The organism is Catenulispora sp. GAS73 (assembly GCF_041262085.1).
Classification (GTDB): domain Bacteria; phylum Actinomycetota; class Actinomycetes; order Streptomycetales; family Catenulisporaceae; genus Catenulispora.
Genome location: NZ_JBGCCM010000011.1, coordinates 170455 through 191446 on the forward strand (window position 1 = coordinate 170455; position 20992 = coordinate 191446).

A 20992-nucleotide genomic window follows, 5' to 3' on the forward strand; every position below is an offset into this window, starting at 1 on the left:
CCTTATACGCGCTCTTCGGGGTTAGAGGGTCCTGATACAAGAGTAACCTGGACTATCCGTCATCGATAGGTCACTTAGCGTTGACTCCCGGTGAACATCTAAGGTGATCCCCGTGAGCAGCAGTTTCGGGAAACGCTTCAGTGTCGCCTCGGCGGCGGTCGCGACGGTCGTGGTCGCCGTATCAGGGTGTTCGTCCAGTGGTACGGGTTCTGCCATCGGCAGCACGCCCGTGGGCAAGGGTCCGGGAGGGGCCTCGCCGACGGGGGCGTCGAACTCGTCGGGGGCCGCGGCGTCCTCGGGCGGTTCGTCGTCGGGTGCGTCCTCAACATCCTCAACGTCGGCGCCGACGACGCCGTCGGCCACCGCGCCGTCCCACGTCCCGGTCCTGCCGGGCTCCTCGGCCACCGGCCCGGCCACGAAGCTGCCCGGATACACCGACTCCGCGCCGGCCGGAGAACCGCTGGCCTGGCATGCCGGCTCGCCCAGCGTCGAGGTCAGCGGAGGCGTCGACGCGTTCGCGGCGCGGTTCGACCCCGCGGCGGTGCGCTTCGTGCTGCACGCCGGCTCGCAGGTCCCCGGCGGGAGCGGCTGGCCCGGCGGCAACGCCGCGAGCACGAGCGGGCTCATCGCCGGGTGGAACGGGGGCTTCCTCATGGCCAACAACGCTTCCTGGGGTGGTTTCTACCTAGGCGGCCACACGGCCTTCGGGCCGCTGCGCACGGGGACGGCTTCGGAGGTCTTCTACAAGGACGGCTCCATGGACGTCCTGGCGTGGCCCGGCGGGCTGCCGAGTACCGACGTCGTCGGCGTGCGCCAGAACCTGGCCCTGATGATCAACGAGGGGAAGCTCGCGGCGGACCTCAACGACGGGACCGCGGCGGACGAGCGGACGTGGGGCTTCACCAACAACTCGGCGGACGTGCACGGCAACCGCTCCGGGATCGGGGTGACGATGGACGGGAAAGTGGTCTACGCGGCGGTGCACAACGCCTCGCCCTTGCAGCTCGCGCAGTACCTCCAGCGGGCCGGCGCGGTGCGCGCCATGCAGTTGGACATCAACTTCACGCGACCGATCTTCGGGACTTACGCGGACGGACGCTGGACCGAGCCGGCGCCGTGGCTCGGGCCGGCGGGACGCTTCACGTCTGGCAACGAGCGGGACTTCGTCACCGTTTATACGCGCTGAGTTCGTGGCTGCTTCGTTGTCGGTTTGTTGTCGGTGCGTGACTGGTGCGTAACTGCGATGGCCGCCAGGTGGCAGATGCCCGGTGAGGTGCGGGATTACTCCTCTTGAGGGATACCGGTCTGGTCAGAAGGCTGCGGCGGAGTCCATTTCGCGCTGCCAGGCTTCGGCGGCGGCGGGCGGCAGGTCGGGCAGCAGGTCTTCGAAGGGTTCGAGCAGGTTCGGCTTCCACGTGCCCACGATCCGGCCGTCGGCGAGCATCGTCTGCGCGATCATGCCGCCTCCGGCGTTGACGCGCTTGGCGAAGGCGGGGGCGAGGATCAGGTCGCGGGAGCGGTGGCCGAGCAGGTAGGGGTCGAAGCGGGCCAGGAGGCGATGCGGGTTCTGCGGCGGCATGGGTGTGGCTTCGGCGCCGGCGCCGGCGCCGCGCGGCAGCAGCAGGCGCTGGCCGTCGTGCTCGACTTCTTCGAGGCTGTCGCGGACGAGCACGGCGGCGGCTTTGGCGTCGGCGGCGGGCAGCCCGGACCACGCGGCGAGATCGGCGGTGGTCGCCGGGCCGTAGGCGGCGAAGTAACGCTCGGCGAGGCGGGTCAGGGCGGTTTCGCGGTCGGGCAGCGCGGCGGGCTCCAGCCAGTCGTCGAGCAGAACGTACGTGGGCTCATCGCGCGCGGCGTCGGGCCCCCGGCAGATCAGGGCACTGTTGGCCGCGAACGCGAGCAGATGCGGCGGCTGCTGGCTCTTCAGATCGATGACGACTCCGTGCCCCGCCAACTCGGCGACGATCTCAGCCCGAGTCAGAACCCTGTCACCGGCGAGGATCTTCGCCAGCGCGTCCATCGCCCGGGCGCACACCGAGTCGCCGAGCTCCAACTGCTCCCGCCGCCGCCGATCCGCGCGCAGATTCACCGGCCCGAGCACGGCCAGGAACGCCCTGAGGTCGTCGGCCGCGACCATGTGGATGGTGCCGCGCATGAGCCAGGTGCGCACGACCGCGGCCTCGGCGACGGCCGCGTCGACGTCGGCGGCGCGCAGACCGCGCGTACGCGCCCAGACTTGGAGGCGTACCGGGCCGGCCGCCTGCGCTTGGAGCGCCGCAGCGGTACGGACGGCGGCTGCGACGGCGCGGCTGGCGGGCTCGCCCGAAACGCCCGCACCATCGCCGGCCAGCCCCTGCGCCCGGACCCGCAGCCACCGCACCTCGTCCGCGCTCAAGCTCCGCATGGTCCAAACCTACGGTGCCGCACCCACGCCACACCGGCACGAGCTGCCGATCGACGCCTCAGACGCCGGGGGCGACTTCGGGGTGCGTGAATCGCACGGGCTTGCCCAGCGATTGGGCGTAGGCGATTTCGGCTCGGGTGCTGTCTCCGATGTAGTCGCCGACGACGAGCGCCTCGTCGGCGAGCCGGATCTTCGCGCGGTGCAGCTCGCCGAGTCGAACCTTCAGCGCCTCGGCCTCGGCCGGATCGGACCGGAGTTCGTGCGGCGACTTCAGGTCGAAGCCCGGCTTGACGACGATCTTCCCGGCTTTGGTCTCCCGCAGATCGGCCTCGTTCATTTCGGTCATGAAGCGGGTGGAGCCGCAGATCACGACGATACGCGGGAGGCTCAGCAGCTTCTTCGCGTCGGCGAGGCTCTCCTCGGGGGTGAGCGGTTGCGGGTATGACACTGGTTTCCTCCTGGTGGTGCGGTCCCCTCAAACCACCGCCACGGTCCGCTCCACCGTAGCCTTCCCCCGCCCACCCCCGGCCGCCTTGTACTCCGCCGTCAGCCGCGTCGAGGCGTCCTCCGGCAGGTGCCGCACCGCCTCGCGGAACGTCACGCCCGACAGCCGGTCGAGGCGCGCGGTCACCCATGCGGCGACCCACGTCGGGTCCTTGTGTGCGATCTCGCGGAGGACCCAGCCGAGTGCCTTGCGGATGAAGAACTCGCGTTCCTCGACCATCGGGTCGGCGTAGCGGGTGAAGCGGACGAGGTCCGGTTTGCCTTCGCGGATGGCCGGGATCAGGGCCAGCAGGGCTGCGCGGCGGAGCCAGAAGTCGCCGTCGCCGGCCCAGAGGTCCAGGGTGCGGGAGGTGCCTTCGCGGTCGCGCAGGACGATCTTGCCCGCGACGTCGCCGGAGATCGGGTCCACCAGGGACCACATCGGGGCGTCGCGGAGCATCAGGGTCAGGTCCTGCAGGTCGGCCGCGGTCAGGAGGCGGACGCCCTGTGCCAGGACGAACACCGAGGCCAGGCGCCGCTCGTAGATGTCGGTGTCCCACAGTGCCGCGGCCAGGCCGGTGACGTCGTCGTGGGTCGCGCGGCGGCCGCCGATCTCCTTGTACATGCCCTTCACCAGCTTGCGGAGGTCCGGCACCGGGACGCCCATGTGAGCGAACTCGCTCTTGTGGTACTGCTGGTCGTAGGTGGCGCGGGCGGCGGTGCCGAGGCCGTCCAGGTCGTGGTCGAACCCGGACACGAGGGCGGGGATCGGGGTGGTCGTCGCATCTGTCACGCCGTGAGCCTAACGATCGCGCGACCCGATCCGGCGGCATCCGCTGCGCCGTTCGGGCAGGATGGACGAACAGTGTTCACCATCAGGAGGGACGACCATGCGGATACGGACGCTGCTCGGCACGGCCACGGCGGCCACCGCGGCACTCGCGATGCTGACCGGTTGCGGAGCCTCTAAGGGGTCCAACGCCAGTAGCGCGCAGAACGTCGCCACCAGTGCGCCGACCAGCGCGTCGCCGACGACGCCCGCGACTCCAGCGACCCCGACGACCCCCGCCGGCGCCTCGGCCCCCTCCAGCGGCCCCTCCACCTCCAGCGCGCGCCTGGCCCCCGCGCTGATCCAGTTGTCGGACCTCCCGGCGGGCTTCCGTTCCGAAGGCCTCACCCAGCGCAACCTCCCGTCGATGATCAAGGGTTGCCCGGGCCTGGAAGTGCTTCAGCAGTCGAACATCGGCGACCAGGCGCAGGCCGAGTGGACCAAGGGCGCTCTCGACGACTACGTGGACGAGGCGATCATCCAGCCGCAGGGTGAGACTGCGGCGAGCCTGGTCGACAAGGCGGCCGGCGCGCTCACGGCCTGCGGCGCGGTGAAGGTCACCGAGGAGGGCCTGTCGGTCACCCTGCACGCGACCCCGCTGAGCCTGCCGCAGGTCGGCGACGCCTCGCACGCCTGGCACACCTCGGCGAAGTTCGGAATCGCCTCGATGGAGATGAACGTCGTCCTGATCCGGCAGAACGACCTCGTCCTGCTGATCGCCCAGACCCGCGTCGACGGCCACACCAACGACGACCTCACCCTCTCGGCGTCCCAGGCCGCCGCCAAGCGCGCGGCGGACTTCCAGCTGAAGAAGTAAGTCCTACGATCAAGGCATGCCCTCCAAGCCCGAACCCAAGAAGCGGCCGCTGCATCTGATCGGCGACCCGCCGGCAGGCGTGCCGATCGACACCGAGTCGTTCTTCGGCCTGGACTCCATAGAGGACCCGCTGCAGCTGCTCTCGCGCAGCACCGAGTTGGCCGACGCCTTCCGCGCCTCGGCCGGCCGGGCGGAGAACTACCAGGCCGTGGCGGCGGCCAAGCTCACCGATCCCCGGCGCTTCGACCGGATGCCGGTGGCGGATCTGGCGCTGCTGACCGGGTGGACCGAGGAGTACGCGGCGAAGATGGCCGAGTTCGGCCGCACGCTGCTGGAGAAGGGCGCGCCCTGGGAGTGAGCCGGGCGGCCGGGCGCGGGCGCGCTGGAGATACCGAGATCGCCAGGGATACGGTGCGCTGCCGGCGCCGGCCGACTGTGATCCACATTACATAGGCAACCTATATAGATGGACGATACAATCATGGACGTGGATCAGAACCCGGCCGCGGTGGGCGAACTCTTCGAGACCGTCACAGTGCTGATGATGCGGCACGTGCCGGCCCCGGACGGGCTCAGCCTCACCGCCGCCGCCACCCTCGGCTCCCTGCAACGGCGCGGGCCGCAGCGCATCACCTCGCTGGCCACCGCCCAGGGCGTGACCCAGCCCTCGATGACGCAGCTGCTGCGCCGCCTGGAGGACGCCGGCCTGGTGGCCCGGGTCGCCGACCCCACCGACGGCCGCGTGGTGCTCGTGGAGCTCACCGCCGCCGGGGACGAGACGCTGCGCACCCGGTGGAACACCCGCCTGGAACACCTCGACAAGGTGCTGCAGACGCTCACCGACGAGGAGCGGGCGACGCTGCAACGCGCCGCCGAGGAGGCCCTTCCGGTGGCGCAGAAGCTGGTCCACTCGCTCGCCGCACGCTACTGAGCGTTTCGGGCCCGGGTCGCTGATCCGGGGCCGCTTTGCGCAGGAACGCCTTGCGCAGGAACGCCCAGTGTGGGGACGCCTTGTGCGCGAGCGGGACCGTAGTCCGACCGCGTGGAAGGAAGAACCTTGTCATCCACCCTGCGCTCCGACGCCTCAGACGCCTCAGACGTCTCCGCGGCGCCCGTCGCGACCACTGCGAATCCCGGCGGCCCGGGCGGCTCAGGCAGCTCAGGCAGCTCCGGCGCCTCCGGCAGCGGGCACCACTCGGGCCACTCGGGCCACGCAAGCCATGCGACGGGCCACGCCAAACCCCCGAGCCTCCTGCACCAGCCGAAGGCCGTCTGGGCCGTCGCCTTCGCCTGCGTCATCTCGTTCATGGGCATCGGCCTGGTCGACCCGATCCTGCCGGCCCTGGCCTCCCAGCTGAAGGCCACGCCGAGCCAGGTCACCATGCTGTTCACCAGCTACCTGGTGGTGACCGCGGTGGCGATGCTCCTCACCGGCTTCGTCTCCAGCCGCATCGGCGCCAAGCGGACGCTGGTCGCGGGCCTGGCGATCATCGTGGTCTTCGCCGCACTGGCCGGTACCTCCAGCACCGTCGGCCAGATCGTGGGCCTGCGTGCCGGATGGGGCGTCGGGAACGCGCTGTTCATCGCCACCTCGCTGGCCGTCATCGTCGGCTCGGCCAGCGGCGGCTTCTCCGGCGCGATCATCCTGTACGAGACCGCGCTCGGCGTCGGCATCGCCCTGGGCCCGCTGGTCGGCGGGGAACTCGGCGGGATCAGCTGGCGCGGGCCGTTCTTCGGCGTCGCGGTGCTGATGCTGATCGCCCTGATCGCCACGCTCACGCTGGTGGCGCCGACACCGCCGCCGGCCCGCAAGGTGTCGATCACCGAGCCCATCAAGGCCCTGCGACACCGTGGCCTGCTCACCCTCGCGCTCACCGCCCTGTGCTACAACTGGGGCTTCTTCACCCTCCTGGGCTACGCGCCGTTCCCGATGAAGCTGGGCACGCACCAGCTCGGCTACGTGTTCACCGCCTGGGGCGTGCTGGTCGCGGTCTTCGCGGTGTTCGGCGCCCCGCGGCTGCAGGCCCGGTTCGGCATCGCCCGGACCCTGTACGCGAACCTCGCGCTGTTCGCCGTCAACATCCTGGTCGTCGGGCTGTTCGTGAACCACAGGGCGGTGCTGATCACGGCCGTGATCGTCGCAGGCGTCTTCATCGGCGTGAACAACACCGTCACCACGCAGGCCGTGATGACCGTCTCGCCGGTCGACCGGCCGATCGCCTCGGCGTCGTACGGCTTCGTGCGCTTCATCGGCGGCGGCCTGGCGCCGTACTTCGCCGGACGGCTCGCCGAGCACTACAACATCCACGTCGCGTTCTACGTCGCGGCCATGGTGGTGGTGCTGGGCATCGCGATCCTGGCCTCCGGGCACCGGCTGCTGACCGAGGCCGAGAGCCAGACCTTCGATGACACCTCGGAGGACGCCGAGGACGCAGCGGAGGAGGAGGCGCTGGTCGAGGAACTCGGCTCCGCCTCCTGAGGAGGTGCTCCCCCGGAGCGGGTTCGCCTGGCTACAGTGCTAGTCATGGCGAACTCGCTCCCGGTCCACAAGTTCACCCCCTCCGTCGGCGAATACGTCTGGACCTTCGGCGGCGCGCCGCCGCTGGCCCGCGTCAAGCCCGGCGACACTCTGGAGCTGTTCACCGAGGACTGCTTCGCCGGCCGCGTGCGTTCGGAGAAGGACCTGGTCACCGAGGTCTGCGAGTTCCCGTTCCTCAACCCGCAGACCGGCCCGTTCTACGTCGAGGGCGCCGAGCCCGGCGACACGCTGGCGATCCACTTCGTGTCCATCGAGCCGGCCCGCGACTGGGCCGCCTCGACCACCGTCCCGCTGTTCGGCGCCCTGACCTCCACGCACACCACCGCGACGCTCCAGCCGCCGCTGCCGGAGCGGGTCTGGATCTGGCAGCTGGACCGCGAGCGCCGCACCGCGCTGTTCCAGGCCAAGGACAGCGACGTCGAGGTCGAACTCCCGATGGACCCGATGCACGGGACCGTCGGCGTCGCCCCGGCCAACCTCGAAGTGCGCTCGGCGCTCGTGCCCGACGCGCACGGCGGCAACATGGACACCCCCGAGATGCGGGCCGGGGTCACGTGCTACCTCGGCGTGAACGTCGAGGGCGCACTGTTCAGCCTCGGGGACGGCCACGCCCGGCAGGGTGAGGGCGAGACCTGCGGGGTGGCCGTGGAGACCGCGATGAACACGGTGGTGACCATCGAGTTGGTGAAGGGCGTGCCGACGCCGTGGCCCCGGCTGGAGTCGGACGCGTACATCATGACCGCGGGGTCGGCACGTCCCCTGGAGGACGCGTTCCGGATCGCGCAGGTCGATCTCGTGCAGTGGATCGCCCGCGACTACGGCCTGAGCGAGTTGGACGCGTACCAGCTGGTGACGCAGGGCGTGGAGTCGCCGCTGGCGAACGTGTGCGACACGAACTACACGTCGGTCGCCAAGATGCGCAAGGCGTTCCTGCCGTCGGAGACCTCGGCGTACGGGGTGCACGAGGTGCTGCGTCAGCGTGCGGCGGCTTATCTGACGGGGTGAGCTGCGGGCTGGAACATGTCGGAGTTGATCACGTCAGTGCCGCGCAGACGTCGGTGACCTTGGTCTGGTACAGGACCGCGACCTGGTGTTTCGGCGTGATCGCGATCACCTCGCCGCCGCTGAGCACGTACTCGCCCTGCGCGTGGTACGGGTCGCCGGGCTTGATGCTGACGCCGAAGTTGTCCGGGATGTTCCACAGGCTCGAACCGTCGGGGAGGTTGTACAGCGTGCCGACCCCGCTGAGGTCTTCGTCGACGGACGCGCCGGTGGCGCCGTTGGTGTAGCGCGCGATGAGCGGCCCGCGGAAGTCGGTCCGCAGCGGGCTGCCGTCCGGGTAGGTCGCGGAGATCCGCTGCTCCACTCCTTGCGTGGGGAAGTCGATCTTCAGCTCGAACGAGCAGTCGGTGCCCGCGGGCTGGTCCAGCGACCCGTAGGTCACCGGCGTCCAGCCGCCTGCGGTGGCGGGGGTGGCGGGCGTGGCGGGGGTGCCGGCCGAGGCGGCCGCCGGAAACGCCGCCACCGCCAAGCCGGCCGAGACCGCGACGCCGAGGATGCGCTCGCGCATGAGGGTTGTCCCTTCGTGTCGTTTTCTGTCGTCGCCGAACCGCGTCCCCGAGAGGTGCGGGACACGTCTTCACTCTGGAAGCCCCCGCGCGCCGGGGCGATCGATTCAGCCCACGCTGAAACGTGAGGACGAGATGCGGATCCACTTCACGCCCGACGACCTGCTGCACATACGCTTCGCCGACGAGCCGGCGCCGCTGCTGGAACTGGCGATGGCGCTCGCGACGCTGCACCGCCCGGCCTCCGACCCGGTGTTCACCCGCTGGCGCCGGGAGGCGGCCCGCGAACTGCCGGGGCACGCGCGTCCGCTGCTGGAGCTGATACCGCCCTGCGGCCGCGGCCCGCAGTTCGTGGACCCGGTGGTGCCTGACGTCCAGGAGGGCTTCGAGCGCGTGGCGGCGACCTCGGCGGAGCAGGTGCGCCGCGAGATGGCGCGGGTCGCAGGCTTCGGCCAGGCGCCGACACCGTGGACGCGGCGGATCGCAGCCCGCGACCGCGCGGCGTGGTCCGAACTCGTGACCGGACTGCACGACGCATATGACAGCGTCCTGACGGAGCCCTGGCGGCGCCTGCGAGCCGGCTTCCACGCCGAGGTCGCCTGGCGCACCAGCCGCTGGGGCCGCCTCGGCCTCGGCGCGGGCCTGGAGTCCCTGCTGCCCGGCTCCCGCCTCGACGGCCTGGTCTGGCACATGGCCCCGGAGAAGCACGCCGACTTCCACCTCGACGGCCGCGGCCTGACCCTCTACCCCACAGCGACATGGAGCGGCCCACCGCTGATCGCCACAGCCCCCGACGACTCGAAGCTGCTCGTCTACCCGGCACTCACGCCCCTGCCGCTCCTGCCGGAACCCCAGGACGCCGACCCGCTCGGCACGCTGCTGGGCCGCACCCGCGCGCAGGTGCTGGAGGCACTCGCGGAACAGCGGACGACGGGAAACCTCGCGCAGGACTTGGGGATCAGTGCGGCCTCGGCGTCGCAGCACGCGACGGCGCTGCGCGAGGCCGGACTGGTGGCGACGCGGCGGGAGGGGAAGGCGGCTTGGCACGGGTGCACGGCGCTGGGGGCGGAGTTGTTGCGGACGGGGGCTCGGTAGGGCGGTGGGGCTGATCTGCGGGGACTGATCTGCGGTAGGCCGATCCGCGATGGCCTCGCGATCGCCGGCTGGCAGGCATCTGCGGCAGGTCAGCAGGCTGCGCACACCGGCACGCGATGGCCTCGCGATCGCAGGTTGGCAGGCATCTGCGGCACGTCGGCAGGCTGCGCGCATCGGTTCGCGATGGCCTGGCGGTCACGGGTTGGCAGGCATCTGCGGCAGGTCAGCAGGCTGCGCGCGCGGGTTCGCGATGGCCTGGCGGTCACAGGTTGGCAGGCATCTGCGGCACGTCGGCAGGCTGCGCACACCGGTTCGCGATGGCCTGGCGGTCACAGGTTGGCAGGCATATGCGGCTGGTCGGCCGGCGGCTGGTCTGCAGGCGGCGGGCGGCGGCTCGCGGTGGGCGGCCAGTGGTTGGCGGTGCTGGTTCACGGTCGGCGGTGCGGCTGGCGGTTAGCGGTCGGCGGTTCGCGGCCGTCGATTGGCGGTGCGGTTGCCGGTTGCCGGTGCGGTTGGCAAGCAGCGATCGGCAGGCGCCGGTTCGCGGTCAGCGTTCGATGGTGCGGTTCGCGGCTCGGCTCGGTTCGCGACTCGGCTCGCGGTCGGCTGTCCCGAATACCAGCAGCTACATCTGCGCACCCGGCGCCAGCAGCGGCAGCCCCGCCGTCGGTCCGCCCTCGATCAGCCGCCACAGGCGGTCCGTGTCGAGGTGCTCCTCCACCGCGTCGCCGAGGCGGTCGAGTTGCTTCTCGCGCTCGGCCGCGAAGGAGATCGTGGGGTCCGGCTCGTAGCGCAGCCCGCATGCTGCCGCGACCTGCGCCAGGTATGCGCGGCGGAAGCCGTCGCTCTCCAGCGCGCCGTGCCAGATCGTGCCCCAGACCGCGCCGTGGCGGCAGCCTTCCAGCGGCGCGCCGGTGGTGTCGGTGAACAGGGGCTCGCCGCCTGCGACGTGGACCTGGCCGTTGTGGATCTCGTAGCCTGCGACCGGTTCGCCGAGGCCGAGGCCTGTCGGGCGAGTCAGGGTCTTGGCCGGGTCGAACACCGTGCGCACCGGCAGGAGTCCGAGGCCTGCGACGGTGCCGCGGCGCGACTCGACGGCGTCCTCGATCTGGGTGCCGAGCATCTGGTAGCCGCCGCAGATGCCCAGGATGGGGCGTCCCTCGGCCGCGCGCTTGGCCAGTGCCGGTTCCAGGCCGCGTTCGCGCAGCCAGGCGAGGTCCGCGACGGTCGACTTGGTGCCCGGCAGCACCACCAGGTCCGCCGACTCCACGGCCGAGGCCGACGCTGTGAACTCCACATCCACGCCCGGCTCGATCGCCAGTGCGTCGACGTCGGTGAAGTTCGAGACGCGCGGGAAGCGCACCACCGCGACCCGCAGCCGCGAGCCTTCGGCGACGCCCGTACCAGCACCAGCCGCGCCGGCCGCGTACGCCTCGATCGGAAGCGCGTCCTCGGCGTCCAGCCGGATCCCGGGCAGCCACGGCACCACGCCGAGCACCGGCCGGCCGGTGAACCCCTCGATCTGCCGCAGCCCGGGCGTCAACAGCGACGGATCGCCGCGGAACTTGTTGATGACGAACCCTGATATGAGCCGCTGATCCTCGGCGTCCAGCAACGCCACCGTCCCGTGGAACGCCGCGAACACCCCGCCCCGGTCGATGTCGCCGACCACCACCACCGGCATCCCCAGCGGCCGGGCCAGCCCCATGTTGACCAGGTCCCCGTCCCGCAGGTTGATCTCGGTCGGCGACCCGGCACCCTCGCAGATCACCACGTCGAAGCGCGACTTCAAGTCCTGATACGAGGCCAGCACCGCCTCCCGCAGCCGCGGTTTCAGGTCCTGGTACGACGTCGCCGACGCCTCCGCGAACACCTTCCCCAACAGCACGACCTGGCTCGTCCGATCACTGCCCGGCTTGAGCAGCACCGGGTTCATCGCCACTTCCGGCTCGACCCCGGCGGCCTGCGCCTGCATCACCTGCGCGCGCCCGATCTCCGCGCCGGCCGTGGACGTGCCCCCGACCCCGACCCCGACGACCATCGAGTTGTTCGACATGTTCTGCGCCTTGAACGGCGCCACCCGCACGCCCTGCCGCGCCAACCACCGGCAGATCCCCGCGGTGAGCAAGCTCTTGCCGGCGTCGGACGTCGTACCGGCCACGAGCAGCGAGCCCGGGCCACCAACGCCACCAACGCCGCCAGAGCCACCGGCCCCGCCGAGCCCACCAGCACCGGCCCCGCCCCGGGAAACGATCATCGGACCAGCTTAGCCGCGGCCGCGGTGAGCGCCGCGAGCACCTCCGGGTACTCCGCACCGGTCCGCACCGCGATTAGGCTCACCCGCCGCGGCCAGTCCTCCTTCAACGGCACCAGCACAACACCCTCCGGCACCTGCGGCGGGACCCCGAGCGTCGGCAGCAGCGTCACCCCGAACCCGTTAGCGATCAACGCCAGCGCCGCGCTGAAGTCGGTCGCGCGGTACCGCCCGCGCGGCTGGTACCCGGCGTCCGCGCAGATCGCCGTCACCTGGTCGTGGCACGACAGCCCCTCGGCGGCCAGCACGAACGGCTCCTCGACCAGATCGGTCAGCGAGATCTGCTCCGCCCCCGCCAACCGATGCCCGGCCGGCACGGCCGCGTGGTAGACCTCCTCCAGCAACGGCAGGATCCTGATCCGCGGATCGCCGAGCAGCGGCCGGTTCGGCGCCGCCATCACCACCGCGACGTCGATCGAGCCGTCGATCAGGTGCGCGACGGAGTCCTCGCTCTCGGTGTCGGCGATCTCGAAGCCCCACTCCGGGTGCGCGTCGCGCAGCACCTTCATCGCCGGGGCGATGACCGCCATGATCGCGGTCGGGAAGCCCGCGATGCGCACCGTCATCGGCGCCGGGGAGATGGCCCGCAGTTCGGACTGCGCACGCTCCAGTTGCGCGAACACCGCGTCGGCGTGCCCGACCAGGACCCGCGCCGCCTCGGTCAGCACCACGTTGCGTCCCCGTCGTTCCAGCAGTTCGCAGCCGGTACTCTTGCTCAGGACGGCCAGTTGCTGGGAGACCGCCGACGGCGTCAGGTACAGGGCCTCGGCCGCCGCCGAGACCGTGCCGTGGTCGGCCAGGGCGCGCAGCGTCCGCAGTTGGCGCACGTCGATCATGGGGCCTCCTCAACCGTTAAGGCCATCTTAACGGTTTCACGCAAAATCATTCGCTGGTGCTGAACGATAGCGCGACCGGACACTACCGTCATGCGTAATCCCCGCCACATCGCTTTGGCCCTTGCGATCGTCGTGATCTGGGGCGTGAACTTCATCGCCATCAGCCATGCTTTGGACGGCTTCCCGCCGATCCTGCTGGCCGCCGTGCGCTTCGCGCTCACGGGGACAGCGACCCTGTTCTTCCCGCGCCCGAAGGAGGTCCGCTGGTACTGGATCGCCGGTATCAGCACCTTCATGTTCTTCGGCCAGTACGTGCTGCTGTTCACGGGCATGGCGCACGGCATGCCGGACGGCCTGGCCTCGCTGGTGTTGCAGTCCCAGGCGCCGTTCACGGTCCTGGCTGCCGCGTTGCTGCTCGGGGAGCGGACCGGCCTGCGCCAGGCGCTGGGCATCGCGGCGGCGGTGGCCGGGCTCGGCGTCATCGGCGCCGGACGCGGCGGGAACGTGCCGCTGGGCTCGCTGCTGCTGGTGATCGGCGCGGGCGCGTCGTGGGCCCTGGGCTCGATCTGCAACCGCAAGGCCGGCGCCGCCAACGGGTTCGCGCTGATGGTGTGGGCGAGCCTGTACGCCACTCCCCCGCTGCTGGCCGTCTCGCTGGTGACCGAGGGGCCGCACCGGATCGGGCACGCGTTCGCGCACCTGCACGCCGGGCCGGTGCTGGGGCTGCTGTACGTGGTGCTGGTGTCGACGTTCGTCGGCATGGGGGCATGGGTCGTGCTGATCACCAAGTACCCGGCCTCGGCCGTCGCGCCCTACACGCTGGGCGTCCCGCCGATCGGGATCCTCGCGGCGCTGATCGCCAACGGCGAGCGGATGACCGCGCTGGAGATGGTCGGGTCCGCGGTGGTGCTGGCCGGGCTGGTCGCGATCGTGTGGCCGCGCCGCAAGCCGGCGGCCGCACGGATCGCACCGGAGTCGTCCGTGCCCGCCGCTAGAGTCGAGGAGTCCATACAGGCCGCGTAGTACAGGGGAAGGACCCTTGGCCGCACCCACCACCGAGCCGCACGGCAACCTCGCCGTCGTCGAAGGCGTCCTGGAACGCATCACCTTCGCCAACGAGGAGACCGGCTACACCGTCGCCCGCGTCGACACCGGCCACGGCGCCGCGGACCTGCTGACGGTGGTCGGGGCGCTGCTCGGCGCGCAGCCCGGGGAGTCGCTGCGGATGCGCGGCCGCTGGGGTTCGCATCCGCAGTACGGCCGGCAGTTCACCGTCGAGAACTACACCACGGTGCTGCCCGCGACCGTCGCGGGCATCCAGAAGTACCTCGGCTCCGGGCTGATCAAGGGCATCGGGCCAAAGACCGCCGAGAAGATCGTCGAGCACTTCGGGGTGGACACCCTGGCGGTGATCGAGGAGGACCCGAAGCGGCTGATCGAGGTGCCGACCCTGGGGCCCAAGCGCACCAAGCTGATCGCCGCGGCCTGGGTCGAGCAGAAGGCCATCAAGGAGGTCATGGTCTTCCTGCAGTCGGTCGGCGTCACCACCTCGATCTCGGTGCGGATCTACAAGGAGTACGGCGACGCCTCGATCGACGTCGTGAAGCAGGAGCCTTACAAACTCGCCTCCGACGTGTGGGGCATCGGGTTCAAGACCGCCGACGCGATCGCGGTGGCCGTCGGGATCCCGCACGACTCCCCGGAGCGGGTGAAGGCCGGCATCCAGTACGCCCTGTCGCAGAGCTCTGACGCCGGCAACTGCTACCTGCCGCGCGAGAAGCTGCTGGAGGCGTCGGTGAAGATCCTGAGCGTCGACCTCGATCTGGCCTCGCGATGCCTGGACGAGCTCGCCGAGGCCGAGGGCGTGGTCGCCGAGGACATCCCCGACCCGGACGGCTACGACCCGGACGAGCCGATCCGCGCGATCTACCTGGTCCCGTTCCACCGCGCCGAGGTCTCGCTGGCCGCGCAGCTGCGGCGGCTGCTGGAGGCGCCGGACGACCGGCTCGGCTCGTTCGCCTCCGTGGACTGGGACAAGGCGCTGGGCTGGCTGAAGGAGCGCACCGGCGCCGATCTCGCGCCGGAGCAGACCGCGGCGGTGCAGCAGGCACTGACGTCGAAAGTCAGTGTCCTGACCGGCGGGCCGGGCTGCGGCAAGTCGTTCACCGTGCGCTCGATCGTCGAGCTGGCGCAGGCCAAACGCGCGCGGGTGGTGCTGGCCGCGCCGACCGGCAAGGCGGCCAAGCGGCTGACTGAGCTGACCGGCGCCGAGGCGATGACCGTGCACCGGCTGCTGGAGCTCAAGCCCGGCGGCGACGCGGCGTACGACCGGGACCGGCCGCTGGAGGCCGATCTGGTGGTGGTGGACGAGGCCTCAATGCTGGACGTGCTGCTGGCCAACAAGCTGGCCAAGGCCGTCGCCCCCGGCGCGCACCTGCTGCTGGTCGGGGACGTGGACCAGCTGCCCTCGGTCGGCGCCGGCGAGGTGCTGCGCGATCTGCTGGCCGCGCCCCGGGTGCCGCGCGTGCGGCTGACGCAGGTGTTCCGGCAGGCGCAGCAGTCGGGCGTGGTGGTGAACGCGCACCGGATCAACTCCGGGAAACCGTTGCAGCTGGAGGGGTTCGACGACTTCTTCCTGTTCGTCGAGGACGAGACCGAGGACGCCGCGCGGGTGGCCGTGGAACTGGTCACGACCCGCATCCCGAAGCGCTTCGGCTTCGACCCGCGCCGCGACATCCAGGTCCTGACCCCGATGCACCGCGGGCCGGCGGGCGCCGGGACGCTGAACGGCCTGCTGCAGGAGACGCTGACGCCGGCGCAGCCCTCGCGGCCGGAGAAGCGGTTCGGCGGGCGCACGTTCCGGGTCGGCGACAAGGTGACGCAGATCCGCAACAACTACGACAAGGGCAAGAACGGGGTCTTCAACGGCACCGGCGGCGTCATCATGTCGATGGTGCCGGAGGAGCAGACGCTGGTCGTGCGGACCGACGAGGACGAGGACGTGACGTACGAGTTCGCCGAGCTCGACGAGCTGCAGCACGCGTACGCGATGACCGTGCACCGGTCGCAGGGCTCTGAGTACCCGGTGGTCGTGGTGCCGGTGACGATGAGCGCGTGGATGATGCTGCAGCGGAACCTGCTGTACACGGCGGTGACGCGGGCGAAGAAGCTGGTGGTATTGGTCGGCTCGAAGCGCGCGCTGGCGCAGGCGATCCGGACGATGTCGGCGGGCAAGCGGTTCACCGGATTGGACCACCGACTGCGATGAACGGAACCCCGGACGAGCGGCGGCCGGAGCTGATCCTGCACTTCGACAACAACAAGCCCCGCAAGCTGAAGTACAACCTGGCGAAGGCCCGGCGGGCCGGCGCCACGCGGCTGCTGACGTTCGGCGGCGCGTACTCGAACCACATCCGGGCGGTCGCGGCAGCCGGGCGGGCCGAGGGATTCAAGACGATCGGGGTGATCCGGGGCGAGCCGCATGAGCCGCTGAACGAGTCGCTGGCGTTCGCGAAGTCGCAGGGCATGCACTTGATGTATGTGGACCGGGAGACGTACCGGACCAAGAAATCGAACAACATGCGGCGGTTCCTGGAGAGCTGCTTCGGGGATTTCTACCTGATCCCGGAGGGTGGATCGAATCCGGCGGCGGTGAAGGGCTGCGCCGAGCTGCCGCAGGAGATCGCAGAACCCTTCGACGTGATCTGCTGCCCGGTCGGGACCGGCGGGACGCTCGCGGGGATCGCTGCCGGGCTCGGGCCGGGGCAGCGGGCGATCGGGTTCGCGACGCTGAAGGGCGGCTTCTTGACGAAGGAAGTCGCCGAATTGCAACGGCAGGCCTACCAGAGGGTCTTCGACAACTGGCACATCGAGGACGACTTCCACTTCGGCGGGTACGCGAAGGTGCCGCCGGAACTGGATGCCTTCGCAGCGAAGTTCGGTGAGGAGCAGGGCTTCGAGGTCGATCGGATCTACGTCGCCAAAATGCTCTACGGCATCACGGACATGATCGAGGCCGGAAAGTTCGAGCCGGGCACGCGGATCGTCGCGGTCATCACCACTGGCTGAGCCAGCGGCTCGGAAACCGGTACCCTGCCCGCCATGGGGATCAAACAGCGGACCTGGCGCGACGTGGACGGGGAGCGTATCGCCGGGACCTGGCGGCCGGCGTTCATCCGCAACGCGGGAAGCTACCACCTCACCGACCTGATCATCTACGCCGACGGCATGGTGGACTGCTGGGGGCTGGAAAGCCTCGACGGATTCGCCGCGAAACTCCGCTCCGGCTGGGTCGCCACCGAACTGACCGAGGGCGCCCGGGCCTCGGCCCACCATCTCGCCTCGTGGAAGTTCGCCGAGCCCCAGACGTGGCTGACCCCTGAGATGCTCCTCGGCGAGGTGCGCGACACCATCGACGACCTGAACCAGCGCCCGAACTCATCAGACCGGTGCCGCGCCGCCATCGACGTGTTCCTCGCCGACCAGACCGACGAGAACCGGCAGGCGCTGCGGACCGCGTACGAGGCGGTCCCCGAGCACCTGCGCGTCTACATGCTCGGCGACATGGACCAGAACGACGTCCCCGTGCAGATCCTCATCGGCGGCATCGGCGCGCCGTACACAACCCGGGCCGGCAGCCCGGCCGTCGTCACCGAAAAGACCTACGCCTGGGTTCTGGAGTACTTCGCCCAGGAGGCGAAAGCCACGGCCGAGTACCGCGCACGTGTCCCCGCCGACGGCCCGGACCACCCGGACTCCGAGCCGACCAGCGTCATCGTCCCGGAGGTCGTCTACCCGAAGGGCTGGCCACAGGAGCTGGACGTGTGGGTCCTGCGCAACGAGTACCCGTCGCCGATCGAGATCGGCGGCCTGGCCTACCCGACCGTCCTGCAGGCGTACTGGGCGCTCGCCGTGACCGACGGCGCGGTGCGGGAGGCGGTTCTCGCCGCCGAGCCGGCGCGCCTGGTGCGGAGCATCGTCAGGGAGGCTGCGGTACGCGATGGCTGGCCACAAGTGCGGGTCGCGGTCATGGCCCTACTGTTGCGGGCGAAGTTCGCGCAGAACCCCGACCTCGCCGCCGTCCTCGCGGCGACCGGCGAGACACGAATCCTGTTCCAGGACAGTGAGTCGCTGTTCTGGGGAGAGCGCGGTAGCCGGGGCCGCAACTGGATGGGCCGGCTGCTGGAGGAGGTCCGAGCCGAGCTCGCTCTGAAAAACTTCGGCGGGGACTGGTAAACGACCGCCCTCAGCCGCTCGCGCGTCAGCCGCTCGCGCCGCCCGTGAAGTTCCACCCCGCCAGCCGCAGCGCCGGCGCCATCGCCGAGAACGCCCCGTACTTCGACGCGAACGCCGGCGCGTACGTGCCGATGCCCAGCACGCGCCCCGGCGCGAGCGCTTCGGGGTAGGACTGTGTGAAGCGCAGGTTCTTCACCGGGCGGGTGATCTCACCGTTCTCGATCAGCCACACGCCGTTGCGCGTCAGCCCGGTCATCACCAGCCGCCGCGGGTCCAGGCACCGCGTGTACCAGTGGTCTGTCACCAACAGCCCGCGCCGGACCTGCGTGACCAGCGCCTGGACCGAGGAGTCCGCTGCCGGTCCCTCGACCTCGGTCGGGGCCAGGCCAACCGTCGGTTCCAGCCGGATGTTGATCGGCTGGGCTCCCTCCACCGCGCTGAACGCGCTGGCGTGGCCGGTGCTCACCGCGCCGGAGCCCGCCCCGGCTTCGCGCGCCGAGCGCCGGTCGTGTGCGACGGCCCGGGTCACCCCGTCGCGGACCAGTTCCAGCACCTCGCGCGGCGTGCCCTCGGTGTCGAACAGCGCTCCTGCCGCCGGGCCCGACAGCGGGTCGTCGATCAGCGTCACCGACGCGTCGAACTGCTGCTCCCCCAGCCGCACGAACGAGGTGCCCTCGATCAGCGACTTGCCGTTGAACCCGAAGTCGGCCAGCGCCCACAGCACGTCGCTGGCCGCCGTCGGCTCCAGCACGACCTCGTACTCGCCCGGCTCGATCTCGACAGGGTTCTGCGACGCCAGCGCCTTGGCCGCCGCCCGCGCGCCCATCGCGGCGCCGTCCAGGTCGCTCATGCGGCGCGAGGCCTGGCGCGAGGCGCCGTCCGAGGTTTCAGTCTTGGCGATGCCGTCGATCGTGGCCTCGACGACCGTGCCGTGGACGCTCTGTCCCTCAGAGTTCGCATACGCGGTGACGATCAGCCGGTTCCGGTAGAACCCGGCCGCCGTGAGGCCGCCGACCGCGTCAACGTACGCCTTCACCTGCTCGGCCCGCGCCTCCGGCCCGGCGCCGCCGGTCGCCAGGTCCGGCTCGTCGGCGGGCACCGGCAGTCCGGCACGGCCGGACAGGCCGGCCCAGCCGGGGTCGGCCGGCGAGAGCCGTACCGCCGCCACCGTGCGCTCGACCAGGGCCGCCAGGCCCGCGTCGTCGGTGACCGTGGTGGAGTTCAGCGCGGTGCGGCCGTCGGCGTGGATCCGCAGGGTGACCGTGTCGGTGTCGCTGGCGACGTTCTGGTGGATGTAGGAGTTGGCGAAGCGGGTGAGCGCCACGTGTTCGTGCTCGACCGTCACGTCCACGTCCGCCGAGCCGCCGGCGGCCGTGCGCGCGGCTTGGAGCACCCGCTCGGCAGTCTCGGTCCGCGCCGTGGCGTCCGGGCTCATCCGCTCACCCCCACTCGCACGTTCTGGAACCGGGCCGGCGCCGCCGGGTGGCCGGTGTGCCCGATCTGGCCGGGCTGACCCTTGCCGCAGTTCGGCGTGCCCCAGGCGACGATCTCGTTCGAGAGCATGTCCATGCTCTGCCAGAACGTCGGGCCGATGCCGGTGTAGGTGGGGTTCTTCACCATCCGGCCGAGCTTGCCGTTCTTCACCTCGTAGCCGACTTCGCAGCCGAATTGGAAGTTCAACCTCTTGTCATCGATCGACCATGACCGGTTCATCTCCATGAACACCCCGTCGTCGGTCGCGGCGATGATCTCGTCCAGGGTGTGCGGGCCCGGCTCCAGGCCCACGTTGGTCATGCGCACGATCGGCAGCCGCGACCAGTCCATGGAGCGGACGCTGCCGCCGTAGTCGAGCCCTGCGACGGCCGCGCTCTCCCGGCCGGCCAGCACACCGGTCCAGATCCCGTTGCGCACCGCGTCGCGTTTGCCGGCCTTCGTGCCCTCGTCGTCGTAGCCGAAGGAGCCCAGGGCACCGGGGTGGGTGGCGTCGATGACGATGTTCATCAGCTCACTGCCATACCGCAGCGTGCCGAGCTCGGCCAGGTTCAGCCACGAGGTGCCGGCGTAGGCCGCCTCCCAGCCCAGGATGCGGTCCAGCTCGATGGCGTGCCCCACGGACTCGTGGATCTGCAGCGCCAGTTGCTCGCTGCCGAGGATGAGCGTGGTCTGGCCGGACGGGCACTGCGGGGCGCGCAGCAGCGCCTGCGCCTCGTCGGCGATCCGGGCCGCCTGCGAGGCCAGGTCCAGCTCGGTGACCAGCTCCCAGCCACGGGTACCGTACTGGCCGCGGCGCGAGGGATAGGAACGGACCTGGGTCTCGCGCTCGCCGACCGCGGTGGCCGAGATGCCGCCGCCGCACTCGCGGATGTGCTGGTCGATGCGGTGACCCTCGGAGGAGACGAACCACTTGCGGGTGTCCCAGATCTGGTACAAGCCGGTCGCGATGTCAGCACCCTGACTGCGCATCTCGGCGGTGGCCGCGGTCAGCAGGTCGCCCTTGTCCGACACCGGCACGTCCAGCGGATCCACCTCGCAGTGGCTGGCCCAGCTGCCCACCTCCGGATCGGCCGGGATCATCGCCGCCGGTCCCGGCACCCGCGAGGAAGCGGCGGCGATCTCCACCGCCTGCCGCGCGGCCGCCCGGACCGAGGGCGCGTCCAGGTGCGGCGTCGCGAAGAAACCCCAGCTGGACCCCACGAGCGCCCGCACCCCGATACCGACCGTCTCGCCCTGCTCCAGCGCCTCCACGGCACCGTTGCGAGCGGACATGGATTCAGTGCGGCGGTGCATCACCCGGGCGTCGGCGTAGCGGGCCCCCAGCGCGAGCGCGTGCTCCACGGCCTGGTCGGCGGCGTCGAGGTAGCTGCTCATGGCT

19 protein-coding genes and 1 pseudogene are annotated in these 20992 nt (G+C 70.9%); 11 read left to right on the forward strand and 9 right to left on the reverse strand.

All coding sequences use genetic code 11. The annotated features are described in order from the left end of the window. Positions 1–112: 112 nt before the first annotated feature. The gene (locus ABH935_RS18630) at positions 113–1186 is read left to right on the forward strand and encodes a phosphodiester glycosidase family protein (protein WP_370379159.1); all 1074 of its coding nucleotides are present in this window, start codon (positions 113–115) and stop codon (positions 1184–1186) included. 123 nt (positions 1187–1309) lie between these two features. Here ABH935_RS18630 and ABH935_RS18635 read toward each other — a convergent pair whose 3' ends face one another. From ABH935_RS18635 to ABH935_RS18645, 3 genes are read right to left on the reverse strand one after another with little or no spacing between them, the layout of a single operon-like run. Further along, a complete protein-coding gene (locus ABH935_RS18635) occupies positions 1310–2404 on the reverse strand; it encodes a winged helix DNA-binding domain-containing protein (RefSeq protein WP_370379160.1) in 1095 nt (364 codons plus the stop codon). Positions 2405–2462: 58 nt separating this feature from the next. Continuing rightward, positions 2463–2852 (reverse strand): hypothetical protein, encoded by a 390-nt coding sequence (locus ABH935_RS18640; RefSeq protein ID WP_370379161.1) that lies wholly within the window; start codon positions 2850–2852, stop codon positions 2463–2465. Positions 2853–2879: 27 nt separating this feature from the next. Beyond that, entirely contained in the window at positions 2880–3680 is an 801-nt protein-coding gene (locus ABH935_RS18645; RefSeq protein WP_370379162.1) for a DNA alkylation repair protein, read from the reverse strand. A gap of 97 nt (positions 3681–3777) precedes the next feature. Between ABH935_RS18645 and ABH935_RS18650 the strand changes: the two genes are divergently transcribed. From ABH935_RS18650 to ABH935_RS18670, 5 genes are all read left to right on the forward strand, one after another. Next, positions 3778–4533: a hypothetical protein gene (locus ABH935_RS18650; protein ID WP_370379163.1), complete on the forward strand. Its 756-nt coding sequence runs from the start codon at positions 3778–3780 to the stop codon at positions 4531–4533. Positions 4534–4549: 16 nt separating this feature from the next. Next, a complete protein-coding gene (locus tag ABH935_RS18655; protein ID WP_370379164.1) occupies positions 4550–4891 on the forward strand; it encodes a hypothetical protein in 342 nt (113 codons plus the stop codon). Positions 4892–4999: 108 nt separating this feature from the next. Then, positions 5000–5464, forward strand: a complete 465-nt coding sequence (locus tag ABH935_RS18660) for a MarR family winged helix-turn-helix transcriptional regulator (protein ID WP_370379165.1) — start codon at positions 5000–5002, stop codon at positions 5462–5464. Positions 5465–5785: 321 nt separating this feature from the next. Continuing rightward, positions 5786–7012, forward strand: a complete 1227-nt coding sequence (locus tag ABH935_RS18665; RefSeq protein ID WP_370379265.1) for an MFS transporter — start codon at positions 5786–5788, stop codon at positions 7010–7012. Between the two features lie 45 nt (positions 7013–7057). Continuing rightward, entirely contained in the window at positions 7058–8077 is a 1020-nt protein-coding gene (locus ABH935_RS18670) for an acetamidase/formamidase family protein (protein ID WP_370379166.1), read from the forward strand. Positions 8078–8105: 28 nt separating this feature from the next. On the opposite strand, the gene ABH935_RS18675 is transcribed toward ABH935_RS18670, so the two are convergent. Beyond that, positions 8106–8642 carry a hypothetical protein gene (locus tag ABH935_RS18675; RefSeq protein WP_370379167.1) on the reverse strand — a complete coding sequence of 179 codons (537 nt, stop codon included), beginning with the start codon at positions 8640–8642 and terminating at the stop codon, positions 8106–8108. A 133-nt stretch (positions 8643–8775) separates the two neighbouring features. On the opposite strand from ABH935_RS18675, the gene ABH935_RS18680 reads away from it, so the two are divergent. Then, entirely contained in the window at positions 8776–9735 is a 960-nt protein-coding gene (locus ABH935_RS18680; protein WP_370379168.1) for an ArsR/SmtB family transcription factor, read from the forward strand. Between the two features lie 625 nt (positions 9736–10360). On the opposite strand, the gene ABH935_RS18685 is transcribed toward ABH935_RS18680, so the two are convergent. Next, a complete protein-coding gene (locus ABH935_RS18685; RefSeq protein WP_370379169.1) occupies positions 10361–11992 on the reverse strand; it encodes a cobyric acid synthase in 1632 nt (543 codons plus the stop codon). After that, positions 11989–12885, reverse strand: coding sequence for a LysR family transcriptional regulator (locus tag ABH935_RS18690; RefSeq protein WP_370379170.1), 897 nt, complete (start codon positions 12883–12885; stop codon positions 11989–11991). The genes ABH935_RS18685 and ABH935_RS18690 overlap by 4 nt, the downstream gene beginning before the upstream one ends. 90 nt (positions 12886–12975) lie before the next feature. On the opposite strand from ABH935_RS18690, the gene ABH935_RS18695 reads away from it, so the two are divergent. From ABH935_RS18695 to ABH935_RS18710, 4 genes are read left to right on the forward strand one after another with little or no spacing between them, the layout of a single operon-like run. Further along, positions 12976–13908, forward strand: coding sequence for an EamA family transporter (locus tag ABH935_RS18695; protein ID WP_370379171.1), 933 nt, complete (start codon positions 12976–12978; stop codon positions 13906–13908). A gap of 16 nt (positions 13909–13924) precedes the next feature. Then, the gene (locus tag ABH935_RS18700; RefSeq protein ID WP_370379172.1) at positions 13925–16153 is read left to right on the forward strand and encodes an ATP-dependent RecD-like DNA helicase; all 2229 of its coding nucleotides are present in this window, start codon (positions 13925–13927) and stop codon (positions 16151–16153) included. Beyond that, positions 16150–16953: a 1-aminocyclopropane-1-carboxylate deaminase/D-cysteine desulfhydrase gene (locus ABH935_RS18705; protein ID WP_370379173.1), complete on the forward strand. Its 804-nt coding sequence runs from the start codon at positions 16150–16152 to the stop codon at positions 16951–16953. The genes ABH935_RS18700 and ABH935_RS18705 overlap by 4 nt, the downstream gene beginning before the upstream one ends. A 33-nt stretch (positions 16954–16986) precedes the next feature. Then, entirely contained in the window at positions 16987–18120 is a 1134-nt protein-coding gene (locus ABH935_RS18710; protein WP_370379174.1) for an NADAR family protein, read from the forward strand. Here the strand turns inward: ABH935_RS18710 and ABH935_RS18715 are convergent. From ABH935_RS18715 to ABH935_RS18725, 3 genes and pseudogenes are all read right to left on the reverse strand, one after another. Then, positions 18043–18231: pseudogene (locus ABH935_RS18715) on the reverse strand (hypothetical protein); the annotation flags it as partial. The gene ABH935_RS18710 and the pseudogene ABH935_RS18715 overlap by 78 nt on opposite strands. Next, positions 18146–19555 carry a TldD/PmbA family protein gene (locus ABH935_RS18720; RefSeq protein WP_370379175.1) on the reverse strand — a complete coding sequence of 470 codons (1410 nt, stop codon included), beginning with the start codon at positions 19553–19555 and terminating at the stop codon, positions 18146–18148. The pseudogene ABH935_RS18715 and the gene ABH935_RS18720, both read right to left, overlap by 86 nt. Next, on the reverse strand, positions 19552–20988 hold the full coding sequence (locus tag ABH935_RS18725) for a TldD/PmbA family protein (protein WP_370379176.1): 1437 nt from the start codon (positions 20986–20988) through the stop codon (positions 19552–19554). Before ABH935_RS18725 ends, ABH935_RS18720 begins: the two co-directional genes overlap by 4 nt. Positions 20989–20992: the final 4 nt, after the last annotated feature.